19 protein-coding genes are annotated in these 23,762 nt (G+C 51.1%); 11 read left to right on the top strand and 8 right to left on the bottom strand.

Annotated elements, in window-relative coordinates:
- Position 1 precedes the first annotated feature (1 nt).
- On the bottom strand, positions 2-1,930 hold the full coding sequence (gene thrS, locus I2123_RS10220; RefSeq protein WP_112168577.1) for a threonine--tRNA ligase: 1,929 nt from the start codon (positions 1,928-1,930) through the stop codon (positions 2-4).
- 290 nt (positions 1,931-2,220) lie between these two features.
- Between thrS and I2123_RS10215 the strand changes: the two genes are divergently transcribed.
- Entirely contained in the window at positions 2,221-2,904 is a 684-nt protein-coding gene (locus tag I2123_RS10215) for a MarC family NAAT transporter (RefSeq protein ID WP_112168576.1), read from the top strand.
- 25 nt (positions 2,905-2,929) lie between these two features.
- Here the strand turns inward: I2123_RS10215 and I2123_RS10210 are convergent, their stop codons facing one another.
- The gene (locus I2123_RS10210; RefSeq protein WP_112168575.1) at positions 2,930-3,565 is read right to left on the bottom strand and encodes a transglycosylase SLT domain-containing protein; all 636 of its coding nucleotides are present in this window, start codon (positions 3,563-3,565) and stop codon (positions 2,930-2,932) included.
- A gap of 322 nt (positions 3,566-3,887) precedes the next feature.
- Here I2123_RS10210 and I2123_RS10205 point away from each other — a divergent pair, with 322 nt between their 5' ends.
- Positions 3,888-4,757 carry a fructosamine kinase family protein gene (locus I2123_RS10205; protein ID WP_213052359.1) on the top strand — a complete coding sequence of 290 codons (870 nt, stop codon included), beginning with the start codon at positions 3,888-3,890 and terminating at the stop codon, positions 4,755-4,757.
- A gap of 108 nt (positions 4,758-4,865) precedes the next feature.
- Here the strand turns inward: I2123_RS10205 and I2123_RS10200 are convergent, their stop codons facing one another.
- On the bottom strand, positions 4,866-5,414 hold the full coding sequence (locus I2123_RS10200; protein WP_213052358.1) for a YniB family protein: 549 nt from the start codon (positions 5,412-5,414) through the stop codon (positions 4,866-4,868).
- Positions 5,415-5,606: 192 nt separating this feature from the next.
- Between I2123_RS10200 and hxpB the strand changes: the two genes are divergently transcribed.
- The 5 genes from hxpB to I2123_RS10175 all read left to right on the top strand — a co-directional run bounded on the left by hxpB (position 5,607) and on the right by I2123_RS10175 (position 10,532).
- Positions 5,607-6,272, top strand: a complete 666-nt coding sequence (gene hxpB, locus I2123_RS10195; RefSeq protein ID WP_213052357.1) for a hexitol phosphatase HxpB — start codon at positions 5,607-5,609, stop codon at positions 6,270-6,272.
- A 298-nt stretch (positions 6,273-6,570) separates the two neighbouring features.
- A complete protein-coding gene (gene kduI, locus I2123_RS10190) occupies positions 6,571-7,407 on the top strand; it encodes a 5-dehydro-4-deoxy-D-glucuronate isomerase (RefSeq protein ID WP_112168571.1) in 837 nt (278 codons plus the stop codon).
- Between the two features lie 77 nt (positions 7,408-7,484).
- Positions 7,485-8,246, top strand: coding sequence for a 2-dehydro-3-deoxy-D-gluconate 5-dehydrogenase KduD (gene kduD, locus I2123_RS10185; RefSeq protein WP_112168570.1), 762 nt, complete (start codon positions 7,485-7,487; stop codon positions 8,244-8,246).
- A gap of 150 nt (positions 8,247-8,396) precedes the next feature.
- Complete coding sequence (locus I2123_RS10180; RefSeq protein ID WP_112168569.1) at positions 8,397-8,954, top strand: metal-dependent hydrolase; 558 nt, start codon at positions 8,397-8,399, stop codon at positions 8,952-8,954.
- Between the two features lie 186 nt (positions 8,955-9,140).
- Complete coding sequence (locus I2123_RS10175) at positions 9,141-10,532, top strand: L-cystine transporter (RefSeq protein ID WP_112168568.1); 1,392 nt, start codon at positions 9,141-9,143, stop codon at positions 10,530-10,532.
- A gap of 85 nt (positions 10,533-10,617) precedes the next feature.
- Here I2123_RS10175 and kdgR read toward each other — a convergent pair whose 3' ends face one another.
- The gene (gene kdgR, locus I2123_RS10170) at positions 10,618-11,409 is read right to left on the bottom strand and encodes a DNA-binding transcriptional regulator KdgR (RefSeq protein ID WP_120078191.1); all 792 of its coding nucleotides are present in this window, start codon (positions 11,407-11,409) and stop codon (positions 10,618-10,620) included.
- A 237-nt stretch (positions 11,410-11,646) separates the two neighbouring features.
- Here kdgR and I2123_RS10165 point away from each other — a divergent pair, with 237 nt between their 5' ends.
- A complete protein-coding gene (locus I2123_RS10165) occupies positions 11,647-13,050 on the top strand; it encodes an MFS transporter (RefSeq protein WP_112168833.1) in 1,404 nt (467 codons plus the stop codon).
- A 61-nt stretch (positions 13,051-13,111) separates the two neighbouring features.
- Here the strand turns inward: I2123_RS10165 and htpX are convergent, their stop codons facing one another.
- The 4 genes from htpX to I2123_RS10145 form a co-directional block, all read right to left on the bottom strand.
- The gene (gene htpX, locus I2123_RS10160; RefSeq protein ID WP_112168832.1) at positions 13,112-13,993 is read right to left on the bottom strand and encodes a protease HtpX; all 882 of its coding nucleotides are present in this window, start codon (positions 13,991-13,993) and stop codon (positions 13,112-13,114) included.
- A gap of 290 nt (positions 13,994-14,283) precedes the next feature.
- Entirely contained in the window at positions 14,284-16,359 is a 2,076-nt protein-coding gene (gene prc, locus I2123_RS10155; protein WP_112168831.1) for a carboxy terminal-processing peptidase, read from the bottom strand.
- A gap of 19 nt (positions 16,360-16,378) precedes the next feature.
- Positions 16,379-17,068, bottom strand: coding sequence for an RNA chaperone ProQ (gene proQ / locus I2123_RS10150; RefSeq protein ID WP_056773403.1), 690 nt, complete (start codon positions 17,066-17,068; stop codon positions 16,379-16,381).
- 95 nt (positions 17,069-17,163) lie between these two features.
- Positions 17,164-17,661, bottom strand: a complete 498-nt coding sequence (locus I2123_RS10145) for a GAF domain-containing protein (protein ID WP_112168830.1) — start codon at positions 17,659-17,661, stop codon at positions 17,164-17,166.
- Between the two features lie 256 nt (positions 17,662-17,917).
- Between I2123_RS10145 and yebS the strand changes: the two genes are divergently transcribed.
- From yebS to rsmF, 3 genes are all read left to right on the top strand, one after another.
- Positions 17,918-19,165: a membrane integrity lipid transport subunit YebS gene (yebS, locus tag I2123_RS10140; RefSeq protein ID WP_213052356.1), complete on the top strand. Its 1,248-nt coding sequence runs from the start codon at positions 17,918-17,920 to the stop codon at positions 19,163-19,165.
- Entirely contained in the window at positions 19,134-21,764 is a 2,631-nt protein-coding gene (locus I2123_RS10135) for a PqiB family protein (RefSeq protein WP_112168828.1), read from the top strand. Before yebS ends, I2123_RS10135 begins: the two co-directional genes overlap by 32 nt.
- Positions 21,765-22,007: 243 nt before the next feature.
- Complete coding sequence (gene rsmF / locus I2123_RS10130) at positions 22,008-23,477, top strand: 16S rRNA (cytosine(1407)-C(5))-methyltransferase RsmF (RefSeq protein ID WP_274611821.1); 1,470 nt, start codon at positions 22,008-22,010, stop codon at positions 23,475-23,477.
- The last annotated feature ends 285 nt before the right edge of the window (positions 23,478-23,762 follow it).

Genomic DNA, 23,762 nt, shown 5'->3' with positions numbered 1-23,762 from the left:
TTTATTCCTCCAGTTGATGAAGACTTCTGCTGCGGATTTCCGCCAGCAGTTTGTCAACGACTTCGCTAACATCCATGCTTCCTAAGTCTTTGCCGCGACGAGTACGAACAGCAACTTTGCCTGCTTCGACCTCTTTATCGCCACAAACTAACATGTAAGGAACACGGCGTAGCGTGTGTTCGCGAATTTTAAAGCCAATCTTCTCATTTCTCAAGTCGGCTTTAACGCGAATGCCTGCATCTTGCAGTTTTTTGGTTAATTCTTCGACATAGGTAGCTTGTGTATCAGTGATATTCATGATCACTACCTGAACCGGAGCCATCCATGTTGGGAAGAAGCCTGCGTATTCTTCAGTCAGAATACCAATGAAGCGCTCCATTGAACCCAGAATAGCACGGTGAATCATTACCGGAACCTGACGGTCGTTGCTTTCGCCAATATACGACGCGTTCAAACGACCAGGTAATGAAAAGTCGAGCTGCACGGTACCACACTGCCACGCACGATCCAAACAATCGTACAAGGTAAATTCAATTTTTGGACCGTAGAACGCACCTTCACCCGGCTGATAATCGAACGGAATCTCGTTTTCAGTCAGTGCTGCCGCGAGATCATCCTCAGCGCGAGTCCACATTTCATCAGTACCGATGCGCTTCTCAGGACGGGTGGATAATTTCACCACAATCTTCTGGAAACCAAAAGTGCTGTACATGTCATAGACCATGCGGATGCAGCTGTTCACTTCATCACGTACCTGCTCTTCTGTACAGAAGATATGGGCATCATCCTGAGTGAAACCACGAACGCGCATCAGACCGTGCAATGCACCTGATGGCTCGTTACGGTGGCAGCTGCCGAACTCTGCCATACGCAGCGGCAGGTCACGGTAAGATTTCAGACCCTGATTGAAGATCTGAACATGGCCCGGGCAGTTCATCGGTTTGATGCAATATTCACGGTTTTCAGAAGACGTGGTGAACATCGCTTCTTTGTAGTTTTCCCAGTGACCTGTTTTTTCCCACAGCACGCGATCCATCATGAATGGACCTTTCACTTCCTGATAGTCGTAAGACTTCAGTTTCATGCGTACGAAGGCTTCCAGCTCACGGAAAATTGTCCAACCGTCATTGTGCCAGAACACCATGCCTGGTGCTTCTTCCTGCATGTGGTACAGGTCAAGTTGCTTACCGATTTTACGGTGATCGCGCTTGCCGGCTTCTTCCAGACGTTGCAGGTAGGCATTAAGTTGTTTTTTCTCAGCCCATGCTGTGCCGTAAATACGTTGCAGCATTTTGTTGTCGCTGTTGCCACGCCAGTACGCACCGGAAGTTTTCTGCAATTTGAAATGATGGCAAAAACGCATGTTCGGAACGTGAGGACCACGACACATATCGACGTATTCTTCGTGGTGATACAGGCCAGGACGGTCATCATGACTGATGTTCTCATCCAGGATCGCCACTTTGTATTCTTCGCCACGGCTTGCAAAGGTATCGCGTGCTTCCTGCCAGCTGACTTTCTTTTTAATAACGTCGTAATTCTTTTCAGCCAGTTCGTGCATGCGCTTTTCAAGCAGTTCGATGTCTTCCTGAGTCAACGTACGATCTAAATCCACGTCGTAATAGAAGCCATTATCGATAACCGGGCCGATAGCCATTTTGGTGTCAGGCCAAAGTTGTTTAATGGCATGACCCAAAAGGTGCGCACAGGAGTGGCGCAGAATTTCAAGACCGGCTTCGTCTTTAGTGGTAATGATCGCCAGTTGTGCATCGGCCTCGATAAGGTCGGTAGCATCCACCAGTTCGCCATTAACGCGGCCAGCGATACAGGCTTTCGCCAGACCAGGACCGATATCAAGGGCAACATCAAGAGGAGAAACGGGACGATCAAAAACGCGCTGGCTTCCGTCAGGAAGAGTAATAACAGGCATGTTAATTCCTTAATCTACAGTGGTGCCCCACACGACAGAGCACATCTAGAAAAATATTTGAGTTTGAATTCGTATAGTTATTCACGCTATTCAGCTTTACCTTGCCGAATATAAGCACCCTGAATACATCACAGTGTCGTATCGGGATGCGACGCAAAAACAGACAAGGAGTTTAGCACCCGTAAAGTGCGCATTTCCAGCAACCTGTGTTGCTTAGTGCGGATATTTTTCGTGTAATCACTCCCGGAGCAGCTAAGGTAAATGAAAGACGCACACTAAAAGGGAAATTTATGACAGAAGTCGGCCAGTTATTTCAGGCAATTGGATTAGGTCTGGTGGTGATTCTGCCGCTGGCAAATCCGCTCACGACCGTGGCTTTGTTGCTGGGCCTTTCCGGGAATATGACCGCGCAGGAGAGAAACCAGCAATCGCTGATGGCCTCAGTATACGTCTTCATTATCATGATGGTGGCCTACTATGCCGGACAGGTAGTAATGAATACCTTTGGTATTTCTATTCCTGGTCTGCGTATCGCAGGCGGTCTTATCGTGACGTTTATCGGTTTCCGGATGCTTTTCCCTCAGCAACACGTGGAAGAAAAAGTGCTGATGGAAAACAAAACCGAAGAAATGAAAAGGCAGGATTCGCCGAACATTGCGTTTGTCCCGCTGGCCATGCCTAGTACTGCCGGGCCGGGTACGATTGCGATGATCATCAGCAGTGCGTCTACTATTAAAGACGGTGTCGATTTCCCGCATTGGGTGATCATGGTGGCACCGGTGATGATTTTCTTCCTTGTGAGCCTGATTTTATGGCTGACGCTGCGCAGCTCCGGCGCAATTATGCGTCTGGTTGGGAAGAGTGGCATTGAAGCGATTTCAAGACTGATGGGATTCTTGCTGGTATGTATGGGCGTGCAGTTCGTGATTAACGGTATCAGTGAGATTATCACTCACTTCCCGCCAGCAGCCTGAGCTGCTGGCAGAAGGTACGACACGCCTATCGCATCGCCAGATAGGCGTTGTTAACTTTCCACAAATAACGCGGAGCCTGTGGCGCCGGGTGTTTTTTCTGAACGTGCTGATAAAACTCGGTCGGCGACATCTGATTGATTTGGGCAATCGCGAAGGTCTTATCTTTCGCGAAAGTTCTCAACAGAGCCCCTGCGCCATTTACGTACGCCACGGTTGTCGCATAACGACGCGTCTCAGGATTGCTTATCCCGGCAAGCTGTTGCTGTAAAATGCTGAGATAAGCCGTGCCTAAGTCGATATTTACTGCGGGATCTTTAAGATCACGCGGTGAAGGTTGACCATAACGTCCTTTCATCCGGTAGGCATCGCGTCCTGCCGTTGAGGCCTTTAGCTGCATTAACCCAATCGCATTCGATTTACTGACAACGGTTGGGTTATATCCAGATTCGACCTGAATGATGGCTTTTACCAATGTTTCATCTACGCCGTAAGTGCTTGCCGCCTGACGAATTACTTCGCCGTAAGGTCCCTGATGCATTAATGAAGTATCAGCCCGCGAAGGCGGTGTTGGTTTCAAAAAATGCGTCGTCTGAACCGGCGTTTCTTTAGCGCAACCCGCCAGTAATAGCGCGGCCATCAAATAAAGAATGTTTGGTTTCACATTATCTCTCTCGCGACTTGGACGAGATGTAGCATATACATCTTCTTCCCACACCTGAATATCTTTTTAGTCTATTATTAATATTGTTTTGTTAAACAAGGGGGTTAGAGTCATGTCGATAAGACAATTCTGCTAATAAAACCTGTTTCACTTCACATATTCTTAAATTGTCTTTTTCATTACCTGAAAGCTCAATTTCGCCAACGCTTACATTGCGTAAATTAACGCCTTATTCTGGTTCAGCCGTGCGCAGGATCAGGTTTTTGAGGCAAAAAAAACGCTAACTTAATGAATTATCGGGCCAGTCAGAAGGGGTGATACCATGTGGCAAGCCGTCAATCGTTTGTTGAGTGAACATCTGGGCAGTGCAGAAATCCGCGAACGTGTTGAGCTTCCGGGAGGAGAAATTCATCCCGCCTGGCGGCTGAGTTATGGTGACAGGGATGTATTTGTAAAGTGCAACGCGCGTGAAATGTTACCGATTTTCGCCGCCGAAGCCGATCAGCTCGCCTTGCTCGCCCGCAGCCAGACTGTGCGCGTTCCTGAAGTGTACGGCGTCGGCAGCGATCGCGATTACAGTTTTCTGCTGCTGGAATACATTCCGCAAAAGCCGCTTGATGCCCACAACGCCTATTTATTAGGTCAGCAGCTCGCAGCACTCCATCAGTGGAGTGAACAGTTACAGTTCGGGTTGGATTTCGATAATGAACTGGCAACGCTTCCGCAACCCAACAGCTGGCAACGACGCTGGGCGAAATTTTTCGCAGAGCAACGCATCGGCTGGCAGTTACAGCTGGCAGCTGAAAAAGGCATGGTGTTTGGCAATATCGAAGACATAACCGCCATAGTTCATACCCGTCTTCAAAATCATCAGCCGCAACCTTCTCTGCTACACGGCGATTTATGGCCGCATAACTGCGGCCTTGCTGATAATGGCCCGGTGATTTTCGATCCCGCCTGTTATTGGGGCGACAGGGAGTGCGATCTGGCGATGCTGCCGTTATATCCGAATGTTCCTCCCCAACTTTATGATGGCTATCAGAGTAAGACACCGTTGCCTGATGACTTCATTTCGAGGCAGCCGATATACCAGTTATATTATCTGCTTAACCGTAGCAATTTATTCGGCGGACAGCATCAGGTGGTAGCACAACGCGCCGTAGAAAGATTGTTACACGGCGATATTAATTAGCAGGGTAAATAAGTGGAAGCTCAAACAAATAAGGCCTGAATATTTAAAATATTCAGGCCTTATTTATGCAGCGAAATCGCTATATTGGCTCGCCCAATTTCTGATCCACTAAGCCAGTAAACCCAGCAATTTCAGAATGAAATAGCCGATAACGGCAATGATAATTGGCAGAATATACAGCGGGAAATATTGTACAAAAATCGTATGACGTGGGATCACAATTCGTTCTTCAATCTGAGGACGTGTGCGCCCTTCTGCACCTTTGGCCTGCTCCAGAATTAGCTGATCCTGAATGCCTTCCCGGATATGTTTCACCTGACGTGACATTCTTGCGCCGGACGCCTGAAGCGCCAGACCGACAAAAATCAGCCAATAAATAATGAAGAACATAATGTTCGCGCTCGTCATCCCCTGGCCTAAAGACGGCACCGGAGAGTTGTACCAGAACATATTAAGAAAAGTGGTGTTAAATCGCACCATATCCACCATGACGTGGACGAAATCCAGCATCACCGCATTGATGCCTTGCTGAGCTTTAGTATGCTCATCAATAAAAGTAAGTAATGAAATCAGTGTAGAAAGCAGCGCAGGGATGAAAATTACCCACCCTGCAATCCTTTTAAGGACTGCGACACGTCCGGCTTGTTGGTACGTCATGAATTCCCCTTGTTAGGACGTCTTTATCAACGGCTAAGTTTACCCACAGAAAGTCTGCTCTGCTCATCATTTTAATCAGTTAGCGCCACACTTCGTCGAAAATGAGACCTTTAGGAATTTGACCAACGGATTTATCCCTTTCACTGCCAGTGATAGAGTAGCATTTCATTCACTGATCCGGAGTTCACCCGCATGGCTTATGCACGCCCTGTTAATGCCGCAATTTTCGATATGGATGGTCTGTTAATTGATTCTGAACCTTTATGGGTTCAGGCAGAACTTGATGTGTTCAGCAGTCTCGGTGTGGATATCACACAGCGGCATTTACTGCCGGATACACTCGGCCTGCGCATCGATCAGGTGGTGCGGATGTGGTATCAGGCACTGCCGTGGCAGGGGCCGAATCAGGAAGAAACCTCAGCAATGGTGATCGCCCGCACGATTGAGCTGGTTGAACAAACCCGCCCGCTGCTGCCTGGCGTGACGCATGCGCTGGAACTGTGCCGCGATCAGGGCCTGAAAATCGGTCTGGCTTCCGCGTCGCCGCTACACATGCTGGATACCGTGCTGGAGATGTTCAACCTGCAGTCGTATTTTCAGGTACGCGTGTCTGCCGAAAAACTGCCTTACAGCAAGCCCCATCCGGAAGTGTACCTGCTCGCTGCGGCAGAGTTGCAGACCGATCCGCTCAACTGCGTCACGCTGGAGGATTCCTTTAACGGCATGATCGCCACCAAAGCAGCCCGTATGCGCTCGATAGTCGTTCCGGCCCATGAATTCAGCGCCGACCCGCGCTGGGCGCTGGCAGACACCAAATTGTCCTCACTTGAAGAACTCATTCCCGCGCACATCCGCTGACTGACCGGCGTAGCAGACTGAAATCCACTGCTGCGTCGTTGGTTTCCCCTTCGCACCCTTTCGTATTCCCTTCCCGCTCCCCTCCTTGTCGATTAATCGGAAAACTTGAGCTGCCTCATAAATAAATAAAACGTTATTTCATTTTTATTGAATTCGCGTGCCAATGAACTTATGCTTTCTGCAATACGGACGAGCCGGGAGCTTTCCTGCTTCTGCACGCTGTTACTGCCACGCAACGGTCAGACTAGCCCGGCAAGTCCTCCTTTATATGCACATCACAACGCACGAGAGGCACGACATGCAAGTTCGTCAAAGCATCCACAGCGACCACGCTAAAACCCTTAATACCGCTGAGTTACGCCGCGAATTTCTCATTGAAAAGATCTTCGAGAGAAATGCCTACACCATGACGTACAGCCACATCGACCGCATTATTGTTGGTGGCGTGATGCCAGCTGAAAAAACCGTCTCTGTCGGGGATGAAGTCGGTAAACAGCTCGGCGTGAGCTATTTTCTTGAGCGCCGTGAGTTGGGAGTGATCAATGTCGGCGGGCCGGGCGTCATTGTTGTCGATGGCACAACTTATGAAATTGGTCACGAAGAAGCGCTGTACGTCGGCAAAGGCGCAAAACGGGTTGAATTCAGCAGCATCGATGCCGCTAAACCGGCCAAGTTTTACTACAACAGCGCTCCGGCTCACACCACTTTCCCGAACAAAAAAATCACGCTGGCAGAAGCCTCTCCGCAAACCATCGGCGATGCCGCCACCAGCAACCGCCGCACCATCAATAAATTCATCGTGCCGGACGTTCTGGAAACCTGCCAGCTGACCATGGGGCTGACCAAACTGGAAGAAGGCAGCCTGTGGAATACCATGCCGTGCCATACCCATGAGCGCCGTATGGAAGTGTATTTCTATTTCAATATGGAAGAAGAAACTGCGGTCTTCCACATGATGGGGCAACCACAGGAAACGCGTCATCTGCTCGTTCACAACGAGCAGGCGGTGATTTCTCCTAGCTGGTCAATTCATGCGGGCGTGGGAACGAAAAACTATACCTTTATCTGGGGTATGGTCGGTGAAAACCAGGTATTCGACGACATGGATCACGTCAAAGTCAGCGAAATTCGCTAATCCAGTGACTCCGCCACATCACGGCGGAGCCTTCCAATCTTTCAGGCGAATGTGCCGTTGCAAAAGAGACTCTGATTATGATCCTCAATGCGTTTGAATTAACTGGCAAAGTTGCCATCGTGACCGGTTGTAACACCGGCCTTGGGCAAGGAATGGCGCTCGGACTGGCGCAGGCGGGCTGCGATATTGTCGGCATCAATGTGTCGGAACCAGGTGAAACAGCTGAAAAAATCATCGCAACAGGCCGTCGCTTCCTCGATCTGCGTGCCGATCTAAGCAGCATTCAGGGGATTACTGGACTGATAGAAAAAGCGGTCAGCGAATTTGGTCATATCGACATTCTGGTGAATAACGCCGGGATTATTCGCCGTGAGGATGCTATCGAATTCAGTGAAAAGAACTGGGACGACGTCATGAACGTCAACAGCAAAACGCTGTTCTTTATGTCACAAGCCGTCGCGAAACAGTTCATCAAACAAGGTAACGGTGGCAAGATCATTAACATCGCGTCGATGCTGTCCTATCAGGGCGGAATACGTGTGCCTTCCTACACCGCGTCGAAAAGTGCGGTGATGGGCCTTACGCGGCTGATGGCCAATGAATGGGCGAAGCATAACGTCAACGTGAATGCGATAGCGCCGGGGTACATGGCGACCAATAATACTGAGCAACTTCGCGCGGACGGTGAGCGTAGCAAAGAGATTCTCGACCGTATCCCGGCGGGTCGCTGGGGCTTGCCGGAAGACGTGATGGGGCCAGTGGTTTTCCTGTCCTCAAAAGCTTCGGATTATGTGAATGGCTACACCATCGCCGTCGACGGTGGCTGGCTGGCACGTTGAGATTGATACGTGACAATTTTAAGGCGTATTTTTATACGCCTTTTCCTATTTAATCAATCCGTTGACAATTAGTTACAGGGTTCCGCTTCCAAGATTGTGACAGTTTCACTTATACTGGATAAAATAACAGTTATCCAGTTCGGACGCGTCATGACGGCGGAAGGCCACCTCATTTTTTCTATCGCCTGTGCGGTATTTGCCAAGAAGGCGCAGCTCTCACCCGAGCTGGCGCACGGCGACTGGTGGCATATTATCCCAGGGTCTTTGCTGACGTGCCTGCTGCCGGACATTGATCACCCGAAATCACTGATAGGCCAGCGCCTGAAATGGATTTCCCATCCGATTGCCCGCGCTTTCGGACATCGCGGCTTTACGCACAGCCTGCTGGCGGTCATCGGCGGTATTTTCCTTTTACGTACCCATTTCCCCCACGACTGGGTTATCCCGGCTGATGCCTTTCATGCCATGGTCATTGGCTACCTTAGCCATATTCTTGCCGATATGCTGACGCCAGCGGGTGTTCCTCTGCTCTGGCCGTGCCGCTGGCGTTTTCGCTTGCCGATCATTAACAGTCAGAAAGGCAATCAGCTGGAACGCACGCTTTGCCTGATGCTGGTCGGATTTACGCTGTTCTGGCCCGACTGGACGCCCATCATTGGTGCAATCAATCCCGAGATATTTAATCATCTGCTGAAACTGTTTATCTGATTAGAATAAAATAGCGGCAATCCGGCGATAATTAATACGAATATCACCAAAAAGTTATAATGCATTCTTTTTGGATATAAATGATCGGCCACCCAAACTGATATTCTTCACTCCAACGCTATGGGATGGTGCAATCCTTTTTGGAACACCCGTTTAAAATATAAAACTATAAGTCTGGAGTTTGGTATGAATCTTCCGCTCGTTCTTAACGTAGTGGTTTTTGTTGCTTTGCTTATACTGCTGGCGCAAACCCGTCACAAGCAGTGGAGTCTGGCAAAAAAAGTCCTGGCTGGTCTGGGGCTCGGTGTGGTTTTTGGTCTGGCGCTGCAGCTGATTTACGGCTCTGATGACCCGGTTCTGAAAACGTCGATTACCTGGTTTAACATCGTCGGTAATGGTTATGTGCAGTTACTGCAAATGATCGTGATGCCGCTGGTGTTCGTCTCTATTTTAAGTGCGGTCGCGAAATTACATAACGCGTCCTCATTGGGCAAAATCAGTTTCCTGACCATCGGCACTCTGCTGTTTACCACGCTTATCGCCTCACTGGTCGGTATCTTTGTGACAGGTCTGTTTGGCCTGACCGCGGAAGGTCTGGTACAGGGTACGCAGGAAACCGCGCGTCTTACCGCCATTCAGTCTAACTATGTCGGCAAAGTAGCGGACCTGAGCGTTCCACAGCTAATCCTTTCCTTTATACCTAAGAACCCGTTTGCTGATCTGACCGGTGCAAGTCCGACATCAATCATCAGCGTGGTGATCTTTGCCGCATTTGTGGGCGTTGCTGCCCTGCAACTGGTGAAAGATGATGCGGATAAAGGCCCTCGCGTTCTGGTATTCATTGATACCCTTCAGGCGTGGGTAATGAAGCTGGTGCGTCTGGTGATGAAACTGACTCCGTACGGCGTGCTGGCTTTGATGACCAAAGTAGTGGCAGGTTCGAACATTCAGGATATCGTCAAGCTGGGCAGCTTCGTGGTGGCTTCATATCTGGGTCTGGCGATTATGTTCGTCGTCCACGCTGTTCTGTTGTCCTTCACCGGCGTTAACCCGGCGAAATTCTTCCGTAAAGTCTGGCCGGTGCTAACCTTCGCGTTCACCAGCCGTTCAAGCGCAGCGACTATCCCGCTGAGCGTGGAAGCGCAAACCCGCCGTCTGGGTATTCCGGAATCTATCGCCAGCTTCGCCGCATCCTTCGGTGCCACTATCGGCCAGAATGGCTGTGCCGGTCTCTATCCAACCATGCTGGCCGTAATGGTTGCTCCGACCGTCGGCATCAACCCGTTTGATCCTATGTGGATTGCAACACTGGTAGGTATCGTAACACTGAGTTCTGCGGGTGTTGCAGGCGTCGGTGGCGGTGCAACCTTCGCGGCGCTGATAGTGTTGCCAGCAATGGGCCTGCCGGTCACGCTGGTCGCGCTGCTTATCTCCGTTGAGCCGCTGATCGATATGGGTCGTACTGCGTTGAACGTGAGTGGTTCCATGACCGCCGGTACCATCACCAGCCAGATTCTGAAACAAACCGATAAAACGGTGATGGATTCAGAAGAGACAGCTGAGCTGGCTCACCGCTAAGTTCTCAACGTTCAAAAACAAAAAACCGAAGCGCTGGCTTCGGTTTTTTTTTCATCTTTTACTGCTGCTGCGTAAAGTAAAAAAATCAGAACGGATAGTCGTGAAAACCAATCTGCTCTGAAATATTACGTGCCGCTGTGTGTAGCATCGCAACGTAGTCAGTCTTACTTTCTTCAGAGAAACGGATCGTAGGGAAGGAAATACTCAACCCCGCGATCACTACGCCGAAACGGTCGAATACTGGCACAGCGATACAACGAAGCCCCTGCTCCTGTTCTTCATTATCTTCACCGTAACCTTGCAGACGCACCTGCTCCAGCGCCGATTGTAAATCAGTGGCATTCATAATGGTGTTTTCAGTACTGCGGGTGAATTCAATTTCCTGCAACAGCGCACCCACTTCGGCTTTATCACCCCACGCCATCAGCACTTTACCAATAGCGGTGGTGTGAAGCGGGTTACGGCGGCCGATGCGAGAATGCATGCGCAGGTTATACATCGAATCGATTTTATGGATGTAGACAATGCCGTCTTCATCCAACGCACCAAGGTGGATGGTTTCACGTGTCAGACGCGACAACTCACGCATCTGAATATCCGCACTGCGGATCAGATCGACGTTTTGCAACGCCTTCGCGCCCAGCTCAAACAATTTGAGGGTCAGCGAGTATTTCTCTGATTCCCCTTCCTGCGCGACATATCCCAGAGATTTCATCGTCTGTAAAAAACGATAGACAGTGCTTTTTGACATCATGACGCGTTGAGAAAGTTCAGTGATACCAATCTCGCGCTCTTCGCCCAGCGCCTGCAAAATACCAAAAACTTTCAGGACCGAGGAAACGGAATCGGGTTGCTTATCAAGATCTGCGATAGCCATAGAATGAATTACCTGCTCGCGTTGGTTTTGTTTCAAAAAAAATAGAACGTGGTTTTTATTATAGTGGTAAGCATCACGCAGAAGCAATCGGGGCATTGAACAGGCGTGCAAGAACTGTTAACCCCGTTTCAGAATCTGCATCGTCTAAATAAATCGTCACAGACTGTGACTGTTGTCACTTTCCGTTGATTAGCGTAGTAATATTACCCTCACTGATGACAATGCACTGCAGACTCTATGACGCCGACTTCAATACCCAACGACGGACTTCCCGTTCCCCAAAGATACGGGGCGATTCTGGCAATCGCTCTGGGCATCACCGTTTCAGTCCTCGATGGCGCCATCGCCAATGTGGCACTACCGACGATCGCCAATGATTTCCACGCCAGCCCGGCGGCGTCTATTTGGGTGGTGAATGCCTACCAGTTGGCGATTACCATCTCGCTGCTTTCTCTCGCCTCGTTAGGGGATATTTTCGGCTACCGACGTATCTATCAGACGGGCCTGCTGGTATTTAGTATTACGTCGCTGTTTTGTGCGCTGTCGGACTCACTGGCCACGCTGACTGTCGCCCGCGTTTTACAGGGCTTTGGCGCGGCGGCGATCATGAGTGTCAACACGGCGCTCATCCGGATTATCTATCCGCAGCGCTTTCTCGGTCGAGGCGTGGGGATCAATGCGCTGATTGTCGCCGTCTCGTCTGCCGCCGGGCCAACTATCGCGGCCGGCATCTTGTCGGTGGCCTCCTGGCAGTGGCTGTTTGCTATCAACGTCCCTATCGGCATCGCCGCCCTGCTGCTGGGTCTAAAATTCCTGCCCCCTAACTCGACGAGAAGCCAGGGGCAACGCTTTGATTTTACCAGCAGCGTGATGAATGCCCTGACCTTTGGATTGCTGATCATCGCTATCAGCGGTTTTGCTCAGGGCCAGAATCATATGCTGATTTTGGGGGAAGTTGTCGCGTTGCTGATAATTGGCTGGTTCTTCGTGCGCCGTCAGCTCTCACAGCCTTTTCCTCTGCTGCCGGTTGATTTGCTACGTATTCCAATTTTCAGCCTGTCACTGGGCACGTCACTTTGTTCATTCAGCGCGCAAATGCTGGCATTCGTCTCACTGCCCTTCTTCTTGCAAAATACGCTTGGGCTGAATTCGGTGGATACCGGTTTACTGCTGACGCCGTGGCCGCTGGCGACGATGGTGATGGCACCGATTGCAGGACGTCTGGTTGAGCGTTATCACCCCGGAATGCTCGGTGGCATCGGGCTTATCGTCTTTTCATTCGGACTGTTTTCGCTCTCCTTACTGCCACCAGAACCTTCACATCTGAATATTATCTGGCGCATGCTGCTGTGTGGCGCGGGATTTGGGTTATTCCAGTCACCGAATAATCACACCATCATTACCTCTGCGCCGCGTAACCGCAGTGGTGGTGCCAGCGGCCTGCTGGGCACTGCGCGCCTGTTAGGTCAAACGACGGGGGCAGCGATGGTGGCTCTGATGTTTAACCTGTTCCCGGCACACGGCACACATGCTTCATTGATTTTAGCGGGGACGCTGGCCGGAACCGGGGCGCTCGTTAGCCTGCTGCGCATGACGCAGAAAACCAGCAGTCAGAAGGCCGCTGAAAATTTGAAATCCTGAGCACGCCTCAGAACGCAAAATGCCCGGCAACTGCCGGGCATTTTTATTTAGCGCGTTAAGCTTACTTCAGGTATTCGCCGCTGCGCAGCGCTTCAATTCGTTTATCCAGTGGCGGGTGAGACATAAACAGCTCACTGAACGACTTGGATTTACCATTGATGCAAAACGCCATCATGCTACCCGCTTCCTGCGGTTCATGGCTGGTTTTCAAACGCTGCAACGCCGCAATCATTTTTTCCCGACCAACCAGTTTTGCGGAACCGGCATCTGCATGGAACTCACGATAACGAGAGAACCACATCGTGATGATACTGGCCAGAATCCCGAACACCAATTCCAGCACTGTGGCTACGGCGAAATAAATCATCGGATTGCCGTTACCACTTTCTTCGCCATCACGGTTGCCGGACAGGAAACCGGAAGCCACCTGCGCGATCAGACGCGAAATGAAGATCACGAAGGTGTTCACGATCCCCTGAATCAGAGTCATGGTGACCATATCGCCGTTGGCAATGTGGCTGATTTCATGGGCGATAACTGCTTCAGCTTCATCCTGACTCATGCTTTGCAATAAACCGGTACTCACGGCCACCAATGACGCGTCACGGCGCGCGCCGGTTGCGAACGCATTAATATCCGGCGCATGATAAATGGCGACCTGTGGCATCCCGATCCCCGCCTGCTGAGACTGACGGCGAACAGTTTCTACCAGCCAGCGCTCAGTTTCGTTACGCGGCTGCTCAATCACTTCACCACCCACCGAGCGCAACGCCATCCATTTAGACATCAGCAAAGAGACGATAGAACCACCGAAGCCAAACAGCCCGGCCATGATCATCAGCCCCGGCACGCTGCTGGACTGAATGCCTGTCAGGCTGAGCACCAGCCCGAAGACCAGCATAACTGCCAGGTTAGTCATCAGGAACAACGCTATACGCATCATAAAATTTTCATTTCCTCATCGTTACTTCATTATTATTTATTGAGTCATACCACCGGGATTTACCACACCCGGCTGATACTGATCCTATGGGCTTCTTTTACGGATTCAAGAGTCTGCGCACTACAGCCGCCCAAAATCACAATACTTTACATATTGAAGTATTTTATTTTACATCTACCCCCGGTGTTTTGGACACGACTTTCCGGCAGCTGTTTCCCTTTTGTTTTTGTTCCATAAAAAAAGCGCACCGGAGTGCGCTTCTTCAAAGTGACTGTCAGGCTGCAAGTTGATTATTTTGCAGCCGGAGCCTGATCACCCAATGCTTTTTCCAGCTTACCGAGGTCGACCGCGATATTGTCGGCTTCATCGAGATAAGGGTCTGGCGCCACATAATCTTTCGGCAAATCATCCAAAGATTTCAGTGGTTTCTTACCTTCACGTTTGAAGCGTTCATTCAGGCGGTTCAGACGCAGTGCATCATCCTCTTTATCTTCTTTATCACGCTGGGCGTAATTCAGAGAGGCGATATCACGTTTTTCTTTCAGCGCTTTGTAGCGCGCGATATCTTCCTGGATGTACTGGAACTCTGGATCTTTCGCAATACGCGCATCGTGATTTTTCAACAAATCAGGCAGGAACGGCTTCATGTCACCCAATTTGCTGTATGTCGCGGCGTTAATGCTATCCCACGGAAGCGCGTTATCTTCGAACTTCTCGCCCGTTTCAATCGACTCAATACCGGTTGGCATCAGAATATCCGGGGTAACCCCTTTACGCTGAGTACTGCCGCCGTTGATGCGATAGAACTTCTGGATAGTGTATTGCACGGAGCCCAGAGCAGGCCATTCAGGGCGCAGCATCTGATCGTAAATACGGTTCAGCGAACGGTACTGCTGAACGGTACCTTTACCGAAAGTAGGCTCACCTACGATAAGCGCGCGGCCATAATCCTGCATGGCTGCGGCGAAGATCTCAGATGCCGAAGCACTGAAACGATCGACCAGCACTACCAGCGGACCTTTGTAGTACACGACGCCATCGGTATCGCTGTCCTGACGAATGCGGCCGTTGTTATCGCGAACCTGCACAACAGGACCACTTGGGATAAACAGACCCGACAGAGAAACCGCTTCTGTCAGTGCGCCACCGCCATTGGTACGCAGATCGATCACCAGACTGTTGACGTTTTGTTTCGCCATCTTCTGCAACTGCACTTTTACATCATCAGTCAGACCGACGTAGAAGCCAGGAATGTCCATCACGGCGACTTTTTCAGAGCCGACATTTTTGATGGTCATTTTGACTGCACGGTCTTCCAGACGGATTTTTTCGCGAGTCAGCGTGATAACGTGGTTTTTGGCATTTTTGCCCGCTGGCAGGATCTGCAGGCGAACTTTGCTGCCTTTCGGCCCTTTGATCAGCGCAACGACGTCATCAAGACGCCAGCCGATCACATCCACCATCGGTGAAGGTTTGCCAGCCTGAACCTGACCTACGCCAACAATACGATCGCCCACTGCAATGGCTTTGCTTTTGGCCGCCGGGCCGCCTGCAACCATCGAGTTGATGACTGTATAATCGTCGTCACCTTGCAGAACGGCACCAATACCTTCCAGAGACAGGCTCATTTCGGTATTAAATTGCTCGGTACTGCGCGGAGAAAGGTAGTTCGTGTGCGGGTCGATTTCATGCGCAAAGGCATTCATCACCAGCTGGAATACGTCTTCGCTGTTGCTTTGTGTCAGACGCTTCATCGCGAAATGATAGCGTTTGGACAGCACATCGCGAATTTCCTGATCGTTTTTGCCGGTCAGCTTGAGGTTCAGCTCGTCATATTTGACTTTCGCATCCCACAATTTGTCCAGCTCCGCGCGGTCTTTCGGCCACGGGGACTTACTGCGATCAAGTTCAATCGTGTCATTGCCAGTGAAATCCATCGGGCGGGCAAGCACTTTCAACGCATAATCATAGCGTTCAAAGCGACGTTTTTGCGCCAGATTGAATAAAGCGTATGGCGTGGTTAACTGACCGGTTTTCAGTTCCTCACCTAAAGTAGCGCGCTTGTTGGTAAATTGCGCCACGTCAGAAGCCATCAATACGTTATGGCCATAATCGAGCATGTTGAGGTAACGGTCGAAGATCTTCGCTGAGAAATCTGCATTAAGGTCGAATTGACGATAATGCGAACGGGTAAAGCGTGCCGTAACACGCTCGCTCACCGTGGCGTCCTGCGGATCCTGTGTCAGGTCAGGGAGTTGCGAGAGAGTGACCGGTGCACTCTCATTCGCTGCAAAGCTGGTATTCACCAGCCCCGCTCCTGCCATTAACAGACCTGCGATAACGCTTAATCTGACAAATTTGTTCATGCCTGAGTTGGCCTCCGTATCAGAACTGCAAGTGTTCTGCGCGCACGATCATCGCCAGACCCGAAGAGAGTTGAACGCGAACACCGTCTTTAGCAATTTCCAAAACGGTAGCATCCATCGCACTCTGTCCTGCTCTGACTTTGATTTCCTGGCCAATTTGCAGTTTTGAAATGTCTGTTACTGGCACATGACGCGGTTCACGTTTTTCCTCACGCGGTGGACGAGGTGTACGTGGTTTGCGATTCTCCTGACCAGCCACAGCAGCGGGCGCATTTTCACGACGCGGCGCAGGTTTTTTAGCGGCCGGACGTGGACGACGTGGCTCAGTAGTTTCACCGGCTTCACGACGCTTAGCCTGTTGTTCTGCACGTTGTGCCTGAACGCGGGCTTTTGCTTCTTCCAACTGTTTACGGGCATGTTCGACGTGCTGCTCTTCAAGAACGCCACATGAATTACCATCAAGGTCAACGCGTTCTGCGCCAACTTTAACGCCGTACAGATAGCGCCAGCTTGAGGTATACAGACGCAGAGCAGAGCGTAACTGAGTTTTGCTCAGATTCTCTTCACCTTGCACGCGCTCGACCAAATCCGCAAAGATACCGATCTTTAATGGGCGTGCTTCGCCTTCGGCGGTAAAACAGAGCGGGAACCGCTCAGCCAAAAAGGCGATGACTTCTTTACTACTGTTCAACTTAGGTTGATTTTCCATGAAATTTCCTGATTACAACGGGTTTGCCAACCGGCGCAGGCATGAACAGGCGCCATTATAATGACGCCATTATTAAATGCCACGTTATCCGACGATCAACTTACGATCAGATTGACATATTTTTCAGCATCGCAGTTTTCAAGATGCTGGCAAAGCCCGCTGACTAACTCTGTCAGCCCCTGTTCATCGGCTTCATCGAAGCGTTGATAAACGGTGCTATCAATGTCTAATACGCCGATAACTGTTCCTTTCACCGTAATGGGCAGAACAATCTCGGCATTACTTGCTGCGTCACACGCAATGTGGCCCGCAAAGGCATGGACATCGCCCACACGCTGAACGGTATTTTCCGCCACTGCGGTACCGCATACGCCTTTTCCTACCGGAATACGCACGCAGGCAATTTTACCCTGGAATGGACCAAGCACCAGCGAAGTGCCATCCATCAGATAAAAACCCACCCAGTTGACGCCTTCAAGACGTTCAAACAGTAAAGCACTGGTGTTCGACAGAGTGGCAATAAAATTGTTTTCTCCGGCGATCAACGCGTTCAAATCACGTTTTAATTCCGTGTAGAATGCTTCTTTATTCATGTAGTAACCAATAATAACCTAAGGGCACTGAGCCGTTCTGGTGTGCTTAACCTCTCTAAAATAAGCATTAAATGCCCATTTGAACAAGGTTAATCCTGTGTGACATCAAAAAGACTCGCCTACAATAACTGTTTGCCGACCGCATAATACGTTATTTTGTCAAAAAAACCTGGCTGATCTTGGCCTGATGGCCTCGCCTGCCCCCTTGAGGGGATGCGTAATTGTAACAACAGGTATTCTTACTACTCCAGGTACTATGAAAATAAACACAATATCAGCGCAGATCCCGCAAGTTCGCTACCAACGCTGTAGCGAGTGCGACCATCTGTTTTCGCTGCCGGCACTCAAACGCACACAGACGGCACACTGCCCGCGCTGCAATGCGAAAGTCGAAAAAGGCCGGGTATGCTCACTGCCCCGCCTCATCACCATTGCCATCAGCATTTTGCTGCTCATGCCGTTCGCTTACACCGAACCGCTGATCAGCATCAGACTGTTAGGCACGAAAATTGATGCGAGCCTGCTCGAAGGTATCTGGCAGATGTCGCGTCAGGGCGATCCGGTCACCGCCAGTATGGTCGCCTTTTGCACCATCGGCGCGCCGCTGACGCTGGCGCTCTCCATCCTGTATCTTCATTTTGGCAGCAAACTGGGCATGAATCTTAAACCCGTGCTGCTGATGCTCGACCGTTTGAAAGACTGGGTGATGCTCGATATTTATCTGATTGGCATGGCCGTGGCCAGCATCAAAGTGAAGGAATATGCTGATATCAACGTCGGCCTGGCGCTGGCGGCGTATCTGATGATGACGGTGATGGTCACGCTGACCATGATTAATCTCAACATCGAGCAGCTGTGGGAAGAGTTTTATCCGCAGCGGCAGCCGAAAGGTGTGCCCTCTTCGTTGCGACTCTGTTTATCCTGTAAATTCACCGGTCAGCCTGATGATCGTGGTCGCTGTCCGCGTTGCCACACGCCGATGCGGTTGCGTTATAAACATAGCCTGCAAAAAACCTGGGCCGCGCTGATTGCGGCGATGGTTTTTTTGATCCCGGCGAACATGCTGCCGATTTCCATTATTTATGCCAACGGCCAACAGTTGAAGGACACCATTTTTTCTGGCGTAGTGTCGCTCGCCACGTCAGGAAACGTACCTATCGCTGCGATTGTCTTTATCGCCAGCGTTCTGGTGCCCTTCACAAAAGTTATCGTGATGCTGACTTTACTGCTCAGCATCCATTTTAAAGCGATTCAGGGACTGAAAACGCGCGTACGTTTATTACGGCTGGTAACCTGGATCGGACGCTGGTCAATGCTCGATTTATTTGTAATTTCATTAATGATGTCGCTGGTAAATCGTGACCAGCTTTTGTCATTTACAATGGGACCGGCGGCTTTTTACTTTGGCTCCGCCGTGATCCTGACCATTCTTGCCGTTGAATGGCTTGATAGCCGCTTGATTTGGGATGCACATGCAACAGGAAACGCCGAATACACCGACTGAAGCACGGATAAAACACAGACGCCGGATTTCACCTTTCTGGCTGCTGCCGTTTATTGCTTTACTGATCGCCGGATGGCTGATTTACAGCAACTATCAGGAGCGCGGCGCGACGGTGACGATCGATTTCCAGTCTGCTGCTGGGATTGTTGCGGGCCGGACGCCTGTCCGCTATCAGGGTGTGGAAGTCGGGACGGTGGAATCCATCAGCCTGACCAAAGACCTGCGCACCATTCAGGTGAAAGTCAGTATCAAAAGCGATTTGTCTGACGCGCTACGTGAAGGCACGCAATTCTGGCTGGTCACGCCGAAAGCATCACTTGCCGGAGTTTCCGGGCTGGATGCGCTGGTCGGCGGTAACTACATCGGAATGATGCCAGGGCCCGGCGAAGAAAAAGATCACTTTGTCGCACTGGATACGCAGCCTAAATTCCGGCTTAACACCGGCGAACTGATGATTCATCTTCACGCCAAAGATCTGGGCTCGCTGAGCACCGGTTCACTGGTGTATTACCGAAAAATCCCGGTGGGTAAAGTCTACGATTACGATATCGAAAGCGGCAATAACGGCGTAACCATTGACCTGCTGATCGAGAAACGTTTTGCGAATCTGGTCAAGGACAATACCCGCTTTTGGAACGTATCGGGTTTCAAAGGGGATTTCAGCCTGAGCGGCGCAAAAGTGCAGATGGAAAGTCTGGCGGCTCTGGTCAATGGCGCGATTTCAATGGATTCGCCTAATGACGGTAAACCGGCGAAAGCCGATCAGTCCTACGTGCTTTACCCTGATCTGGCGCAGAGCCAGCGCGGTGTGGAAATCGATCTGGACTTACCGAATGGCGACGGCCTCTCCGAAGGCCAGACGCCGCTGATGTATCAGGGATTGCAGGTCGGTACGCTGACCAAAATCACCCTGCAGTCAGACAGCAAAGTCACCGGTAAACTGACCGTTGACCCTTCAGTGCTGGATATGATCCGAACTGGCACACGCATTGAAATGAACAGTCCGAAAATCAGCCTCAGCAATGCCAACCTCAGTCAGCTGCTGACCGGCAATACGCTGGAACTGATCCCAGGCGAAGGTGAACCGCAGAAGCATTTTGTGGTGCTCGACAGTAACAGCAAGCTGCTTCAGGATCCTGGCACCATCAAGCTCCAGCTGATTGCACCGCAAAGCTACGGCATTGATGCCGGTCAGCCGATCAAACTGTATGGCATCACCGTCGGGCAGGTCATGGATCGTAAACTGACTGACGAGGGTATCGTCTTCAATGCCGCTATCATGCCGGAATACAAAGATCTGCTGCATAAAGACAGTAAATTTGTGGTCAACAGCCGCGTGGACGTGAAACTGGGTATTGATGGGATGGAGGTGCTCGGCGCTAGCGCTCAGGAATGGGTTGACGGCGGCGTGCGCATTATTCCGGGTACCAAAGGCGCACCGGGACAAAAATACCCGCTCTACAGCAATGCCGAAAAAGCGGCTGAAGGCATTCAGGGCGAACAACCCGGCGCGACGCTGACGCTGACGGCGAAAAGCCTGCCAGACGTGCAAACCGGCTCCGTGGTGCTTTACCGCAAGTTCCAGGTAGGTGAAATTGTTAACGTCCGCCCGAAAGCCAATCTGTTCGAAGTGGATGTCTACATTCAGCCTCAATACCGCAACTTGCTGAGCGATAAGAGTATCTTCTGGGCGGAAGGCGGCGCTAAAGTTCAGCTGAACGGCAGCGGCCTGACAGTTCAGGCATCGCCGCTGGATCGCGCGTTAAAAGGCGCCATCAGTTTCGACAATCTGGAAGGTGTGACACTCACCAAAGGCGTTAAACGTATTCTGTATGATTCAGAAACGTCTGCCCGCGCTGTCGGCAGCCAGATCATTCTCAATACCTACGATGCCAGTAAGCTCTCGCCGGGGATGCCGCTGCGTTACCTCGGAATTACTATCGGGCAGGTGGAGTCCCTGAAGCTGGATCCTCAGCTCAATCAGGTCGCGGCAAAAGCCGTACTGTATCCTGAATATGTAGATAATTTTGCCCGCCGCGGCTCGCGCTTCTCAATTGTTTCACCGGAGATTTCCGCCGGTGGCGTCAGTAATCTGGATACGCTGCTTCAGCCTTACATCAACGTTGAAGCCGGAAAAGGTGCGCCAACGCGTAACTTTGATCTGCAGGAATCGACCATTACCGATTCACGTTACACCGACGGTTTAGGCATTGTGGTTGATGCCGCCGAAGTGGGTTCGCTGCAAATTGGTACGCCAGTGCTGTTCCGCGGTATCGAAGTGGGTACGGTTTCAGGGTTCTATCTCGGCGCCATGGCCGATCGCGTCAACGTCACGTTGAGGATCAGTAAAAAGTATCAGTATCTGGTGCGCGCAAATACTGTCTTCTGGCTGGCTTCCGGGTATGACCTGCAATTCGGGCTGACCGGCGGGATGTTCAAAAGCGGGACGTTCCAGCAATTTATTCGTGGTGGGATTGCCTTTGCAACACCACCTACCACACCGCTGGCACCGAAAGCCGCCAACGGCAATCACTTCCTGCTCAACCCGGAAGCGCCAAAAGACTGGCAAAACTGGGGCACAGCTATCCCAAGAAACTGACGGGGTGAAACAGGCAGAAGAGTAAAGCGTCCGCATCATGGATGAGGCGGAACGAGCCATCAGGAATGATTTCGCGGCGTCTTTACGATCTGACTGTTCTCACCGCTGCCGACACTGTTTCATTAGTCTCAGGCCACCTTCGGGTGGCCTTTTTATTTTGGGAAGGTGGCGGCTGCCGTGGATCTTGTGTAAATATGTTAGACTCCGGCGCTGGAAAACTTATTCAGTTCTGGAACCGCACCTTTGTCAAAACTCACCACAGCCAGCGCCTTTGCGGAGAAATTACCCGCCGCCTTTCTCGACGCAACTCGTGCCGTCATGCCTGAAAATCTCAGCATGGAAGATTTCATTGCTGCATGTCAGCGCCCTCTCCGCCCGAGTCTGCGTGTCAATACGCTAAAAATCAGCGTGCCCGCATTTCTCGAGCTGGCCGCCCTCTATCAGTGGGCGTTAGAGCCGGTACCCTGGTGCGCGGAAGGTTTCTGGATCAACCGCCACGCGCTGGATGAGTCACGGTTAGGAAACGCACTCGCGCATCTGGCGGGGCTGTTTTATATTCAGGAAGCCAGTTCCATGTTGCCGGTGACCGCGCTGTTTGCCAACGATACGCAACCGGTCCTGGTCATGGACGTCGCCGCTGCGCCGGGTTCCAAAACTACGCAAATCGCTGCGCTGATGAACAATCAGGGCGGCATTCTCGCTAACGAATACTCCGCCAGCCGTGTCAAAGTTCTGCATGCCAACGTCAGCCGCTGTGGCGTGAGCAATACGGCACTCACGCATTTTGATGGTCGGGTATTTGGTGCCGCCCTGCCGGAAACCTTTGATGCTGTCCTGCTCGATGCCCCCTGTTCTGGTGAAGGGGTTATCCGCAAGGACGCAGATGCGATGAGTAACTGGTCGCAAGAAAGCGTTAAGGACATTGCTTCCACCCAGCGTGAGCTGATCGACAGTGCCTTCCATGCGCTGAAACCTGGCGGCGTGCTGGTGTATTCGACTTGCACACTCAACGCACAGGAAAACCAGCAGGTTTGCCAATGGTTGCTCGAGACCTATGCTGACGCCGTTGAAGTGGAAACGCTGGAAACTTTATTTGATGGCGCATCGAAAGCCGTCACGCCGGAAGGTTATCTGCATGTTTTCCCACAGGTTTACGACAGCGAAGGATTCTTTGTCGCGCGTTTTCGTAAAACAGATTCGGTCACGCGCTTACCCGCACCCGGTTATAAAGTTGGCCGCTTCCCGTTCTCTCCGATGTCGCGTCAGGACACTGCGGAAATCGTGAGTGCCGCTGCGTTCTCCGGCCTGCGCTGGCCTGAAGAACAGTTCACGCTGTGGCAACGCGATAAAGAAATCTGGCTCTTCCCGGCCGTGTTCGAGCCGCTGTTTGGTAAAGTGCGCTTCTCACGCATCGGCCTGCGTCTCGCAGAACGTTTTCCGAAAGGGTTTCGCTGGCAGCATGAAGCAGTGATTGCCTTCAGTGCCCCTGATGCGGCAAATCGTTTTGAGATAACTGATGAACTCGCGCAAAGCTGGCTGCGTGGGGTCGATATCTACCCGGACGACGCTCCGCCTAAAGATGAATGTCTGGTGACGTGGCTCGGTCAACCGCTGGGTTTAGCGAAGCGAATTGGCAGCAGGATCAAAAATAGTTTGCCGCGTGAACTGGTGCGAGATGGCGCGACGCGGCACACCGATTTGCCAGGCGATTAATTACTTTTACCCTGACGAAAACCCCTGCGCCAGAACATCTCTCTGCTGGCGCAGAATAATCTCTTTATACTTTTCTAAAAACAGCAAAATACCCCGACTGCTCACTTTAGTTAATACTCCCGACTGATACCTTAAGGTGAAGTCTTGAGAGCTAAACTCAGGAATAAAATGCCTTCAAAAAATTTTATGCTACTTATCGTCGATATCGACCTATTTTATCCAGAAAGGTTTATTGAATTATAAGTAGGAATAATCCTAACCTGACATGTATTATTGCCCTCAACA

Origin of the sequence: Rahnella inusitata, assembly GCF_018288855.1 — a bacterium.
GTDB lineage: Bacteria > Pseudomonadota > Gammaproteobacteria > Enterobacterales > Enterobacteriaceae > Rahnella > Rahnella inusitata.
Note: the sequence above shows the minus strand (reverse complement) of the source record. Positions and strands in the feature narration are given on the sequence as shown.

Excerpts from the sequence above, each read along its gene's own strand:
- thrS (WP_112168577.1), bottom strand. The coding sequence starts at position 1,930 with ATGCCTGTTATTACTCTTCCTGACGGAAGCCAGCGCGTTTTTGATCGT.
- I2123_RS10215 (WP_112168576.1), top strand. The coding sequence starts at position 2,221 with ATGACAGAAGTCGGCCAGTTATTTCAGGCAATTGGATTAGGTCTGGTG.
- I2123_RS10205 (WP_213052359.1), top strand. The coding sequence starts at position 3,888 with ATGTGGCAAGCCGTCAATCGTTTGTTGAGTGAACATCTGGGCAGTGCA.
- I2123_RS10200 (WP_213052358.1), bottom strand. The coding sequence starts at position 5,414 with ATGACGTACCAACAAGCCGGACGTGTCGCAGTCCTTAAAAGGATTGCA.
- hxpB (WP_213052357.1), top strand. The coding sequence starts at position 5,607 with ATGGCTTATGCACGCCCTGTTAATGCCGCAATTTTCGATATGGATGGT.
- kduI (WP_112168571.1), top strand. The coding sequence starts at position 6,571 with ATGCAAGTTCGTCAAAGCATCCACAGCGACCACGCTAAAACCCTTAAT.
- kduD (WP_112168570.1), top strand. The coding sequence starts at position 7,485 with ATGATCCTCAATGCGTTTGAATTAACTGGCAAAGTTGCCATCGTGACC.
- I2123_RS10180 (WP_112168569.1), top strand. The coding sequence starts at position 8,397 with ATGACGGCGGAAGGCCACCTCATTTTTTCTATCGCCTGTGCGGTATTT.
- I2123_RS10175 (WP_112168568.1), top strand. The coding sequence starts at position 9,141 with ATGAATCTTCCGCTCGTTCTTAACGTAGTGGTTTTTGTTGCTTTGCTT.
- kdgR (WP_120078191.1), bottom strand. The coding sequence starts at position 11,409 with ATGGCTATCGCAGATCTTGATAAGCAACCCGATTCCGTTTCCTCGGTC.
- I2123_RS10165 (WP_112168833.1), top strand. The coding sequence starts at position 11,647 with ATGACGCCGACTTCAATACCCAACGACGGACTTCCCGTTCCCCAAAGA.
- htpX (WP_112168832.1), bottom strand. The coding sequence starts at position 13,993 with ATGATGCGTATAGCGTTGTTCCTGATGACTAACCTGGCAGTTATGCTG.
- prc (WP_112168831.1), bottom strand. The coding sequence starts at position 16,359 with ATGAACAAATTTGTCAGATTAAGCGTTATCGCAGGTCTGTTAATGGCA.
- proQ (WP_056773403.1), bottom strand. The coding sequence starts at position 17,068 with ATGGAAAATCAACCTAAGTTGAACAGTAGTAAAGAAGTCATCGCCTTT.
- I2123_RS10145 (WP_112168830.1), bottom strand. The coding sequence starts at position 17,661 with ATGAATAAAGAAGCATTCTACACGGAATTAAAACGTGATTTGAACGCG.
- yebS (WP_213052356.1), top strand. The coding sequence starts at position 17,918 with ATGAAAATAAACACAATATCAGCGCAGATCCCGCAAGTTCGCTACCAA.
- I2123_RS10135 (WP_112168828.1), top strand. The coding sequence starts at position 19,134 with ATGCAACAGGAAACGCCGAATACACCGACTGAAGCACGGATAAAACAC.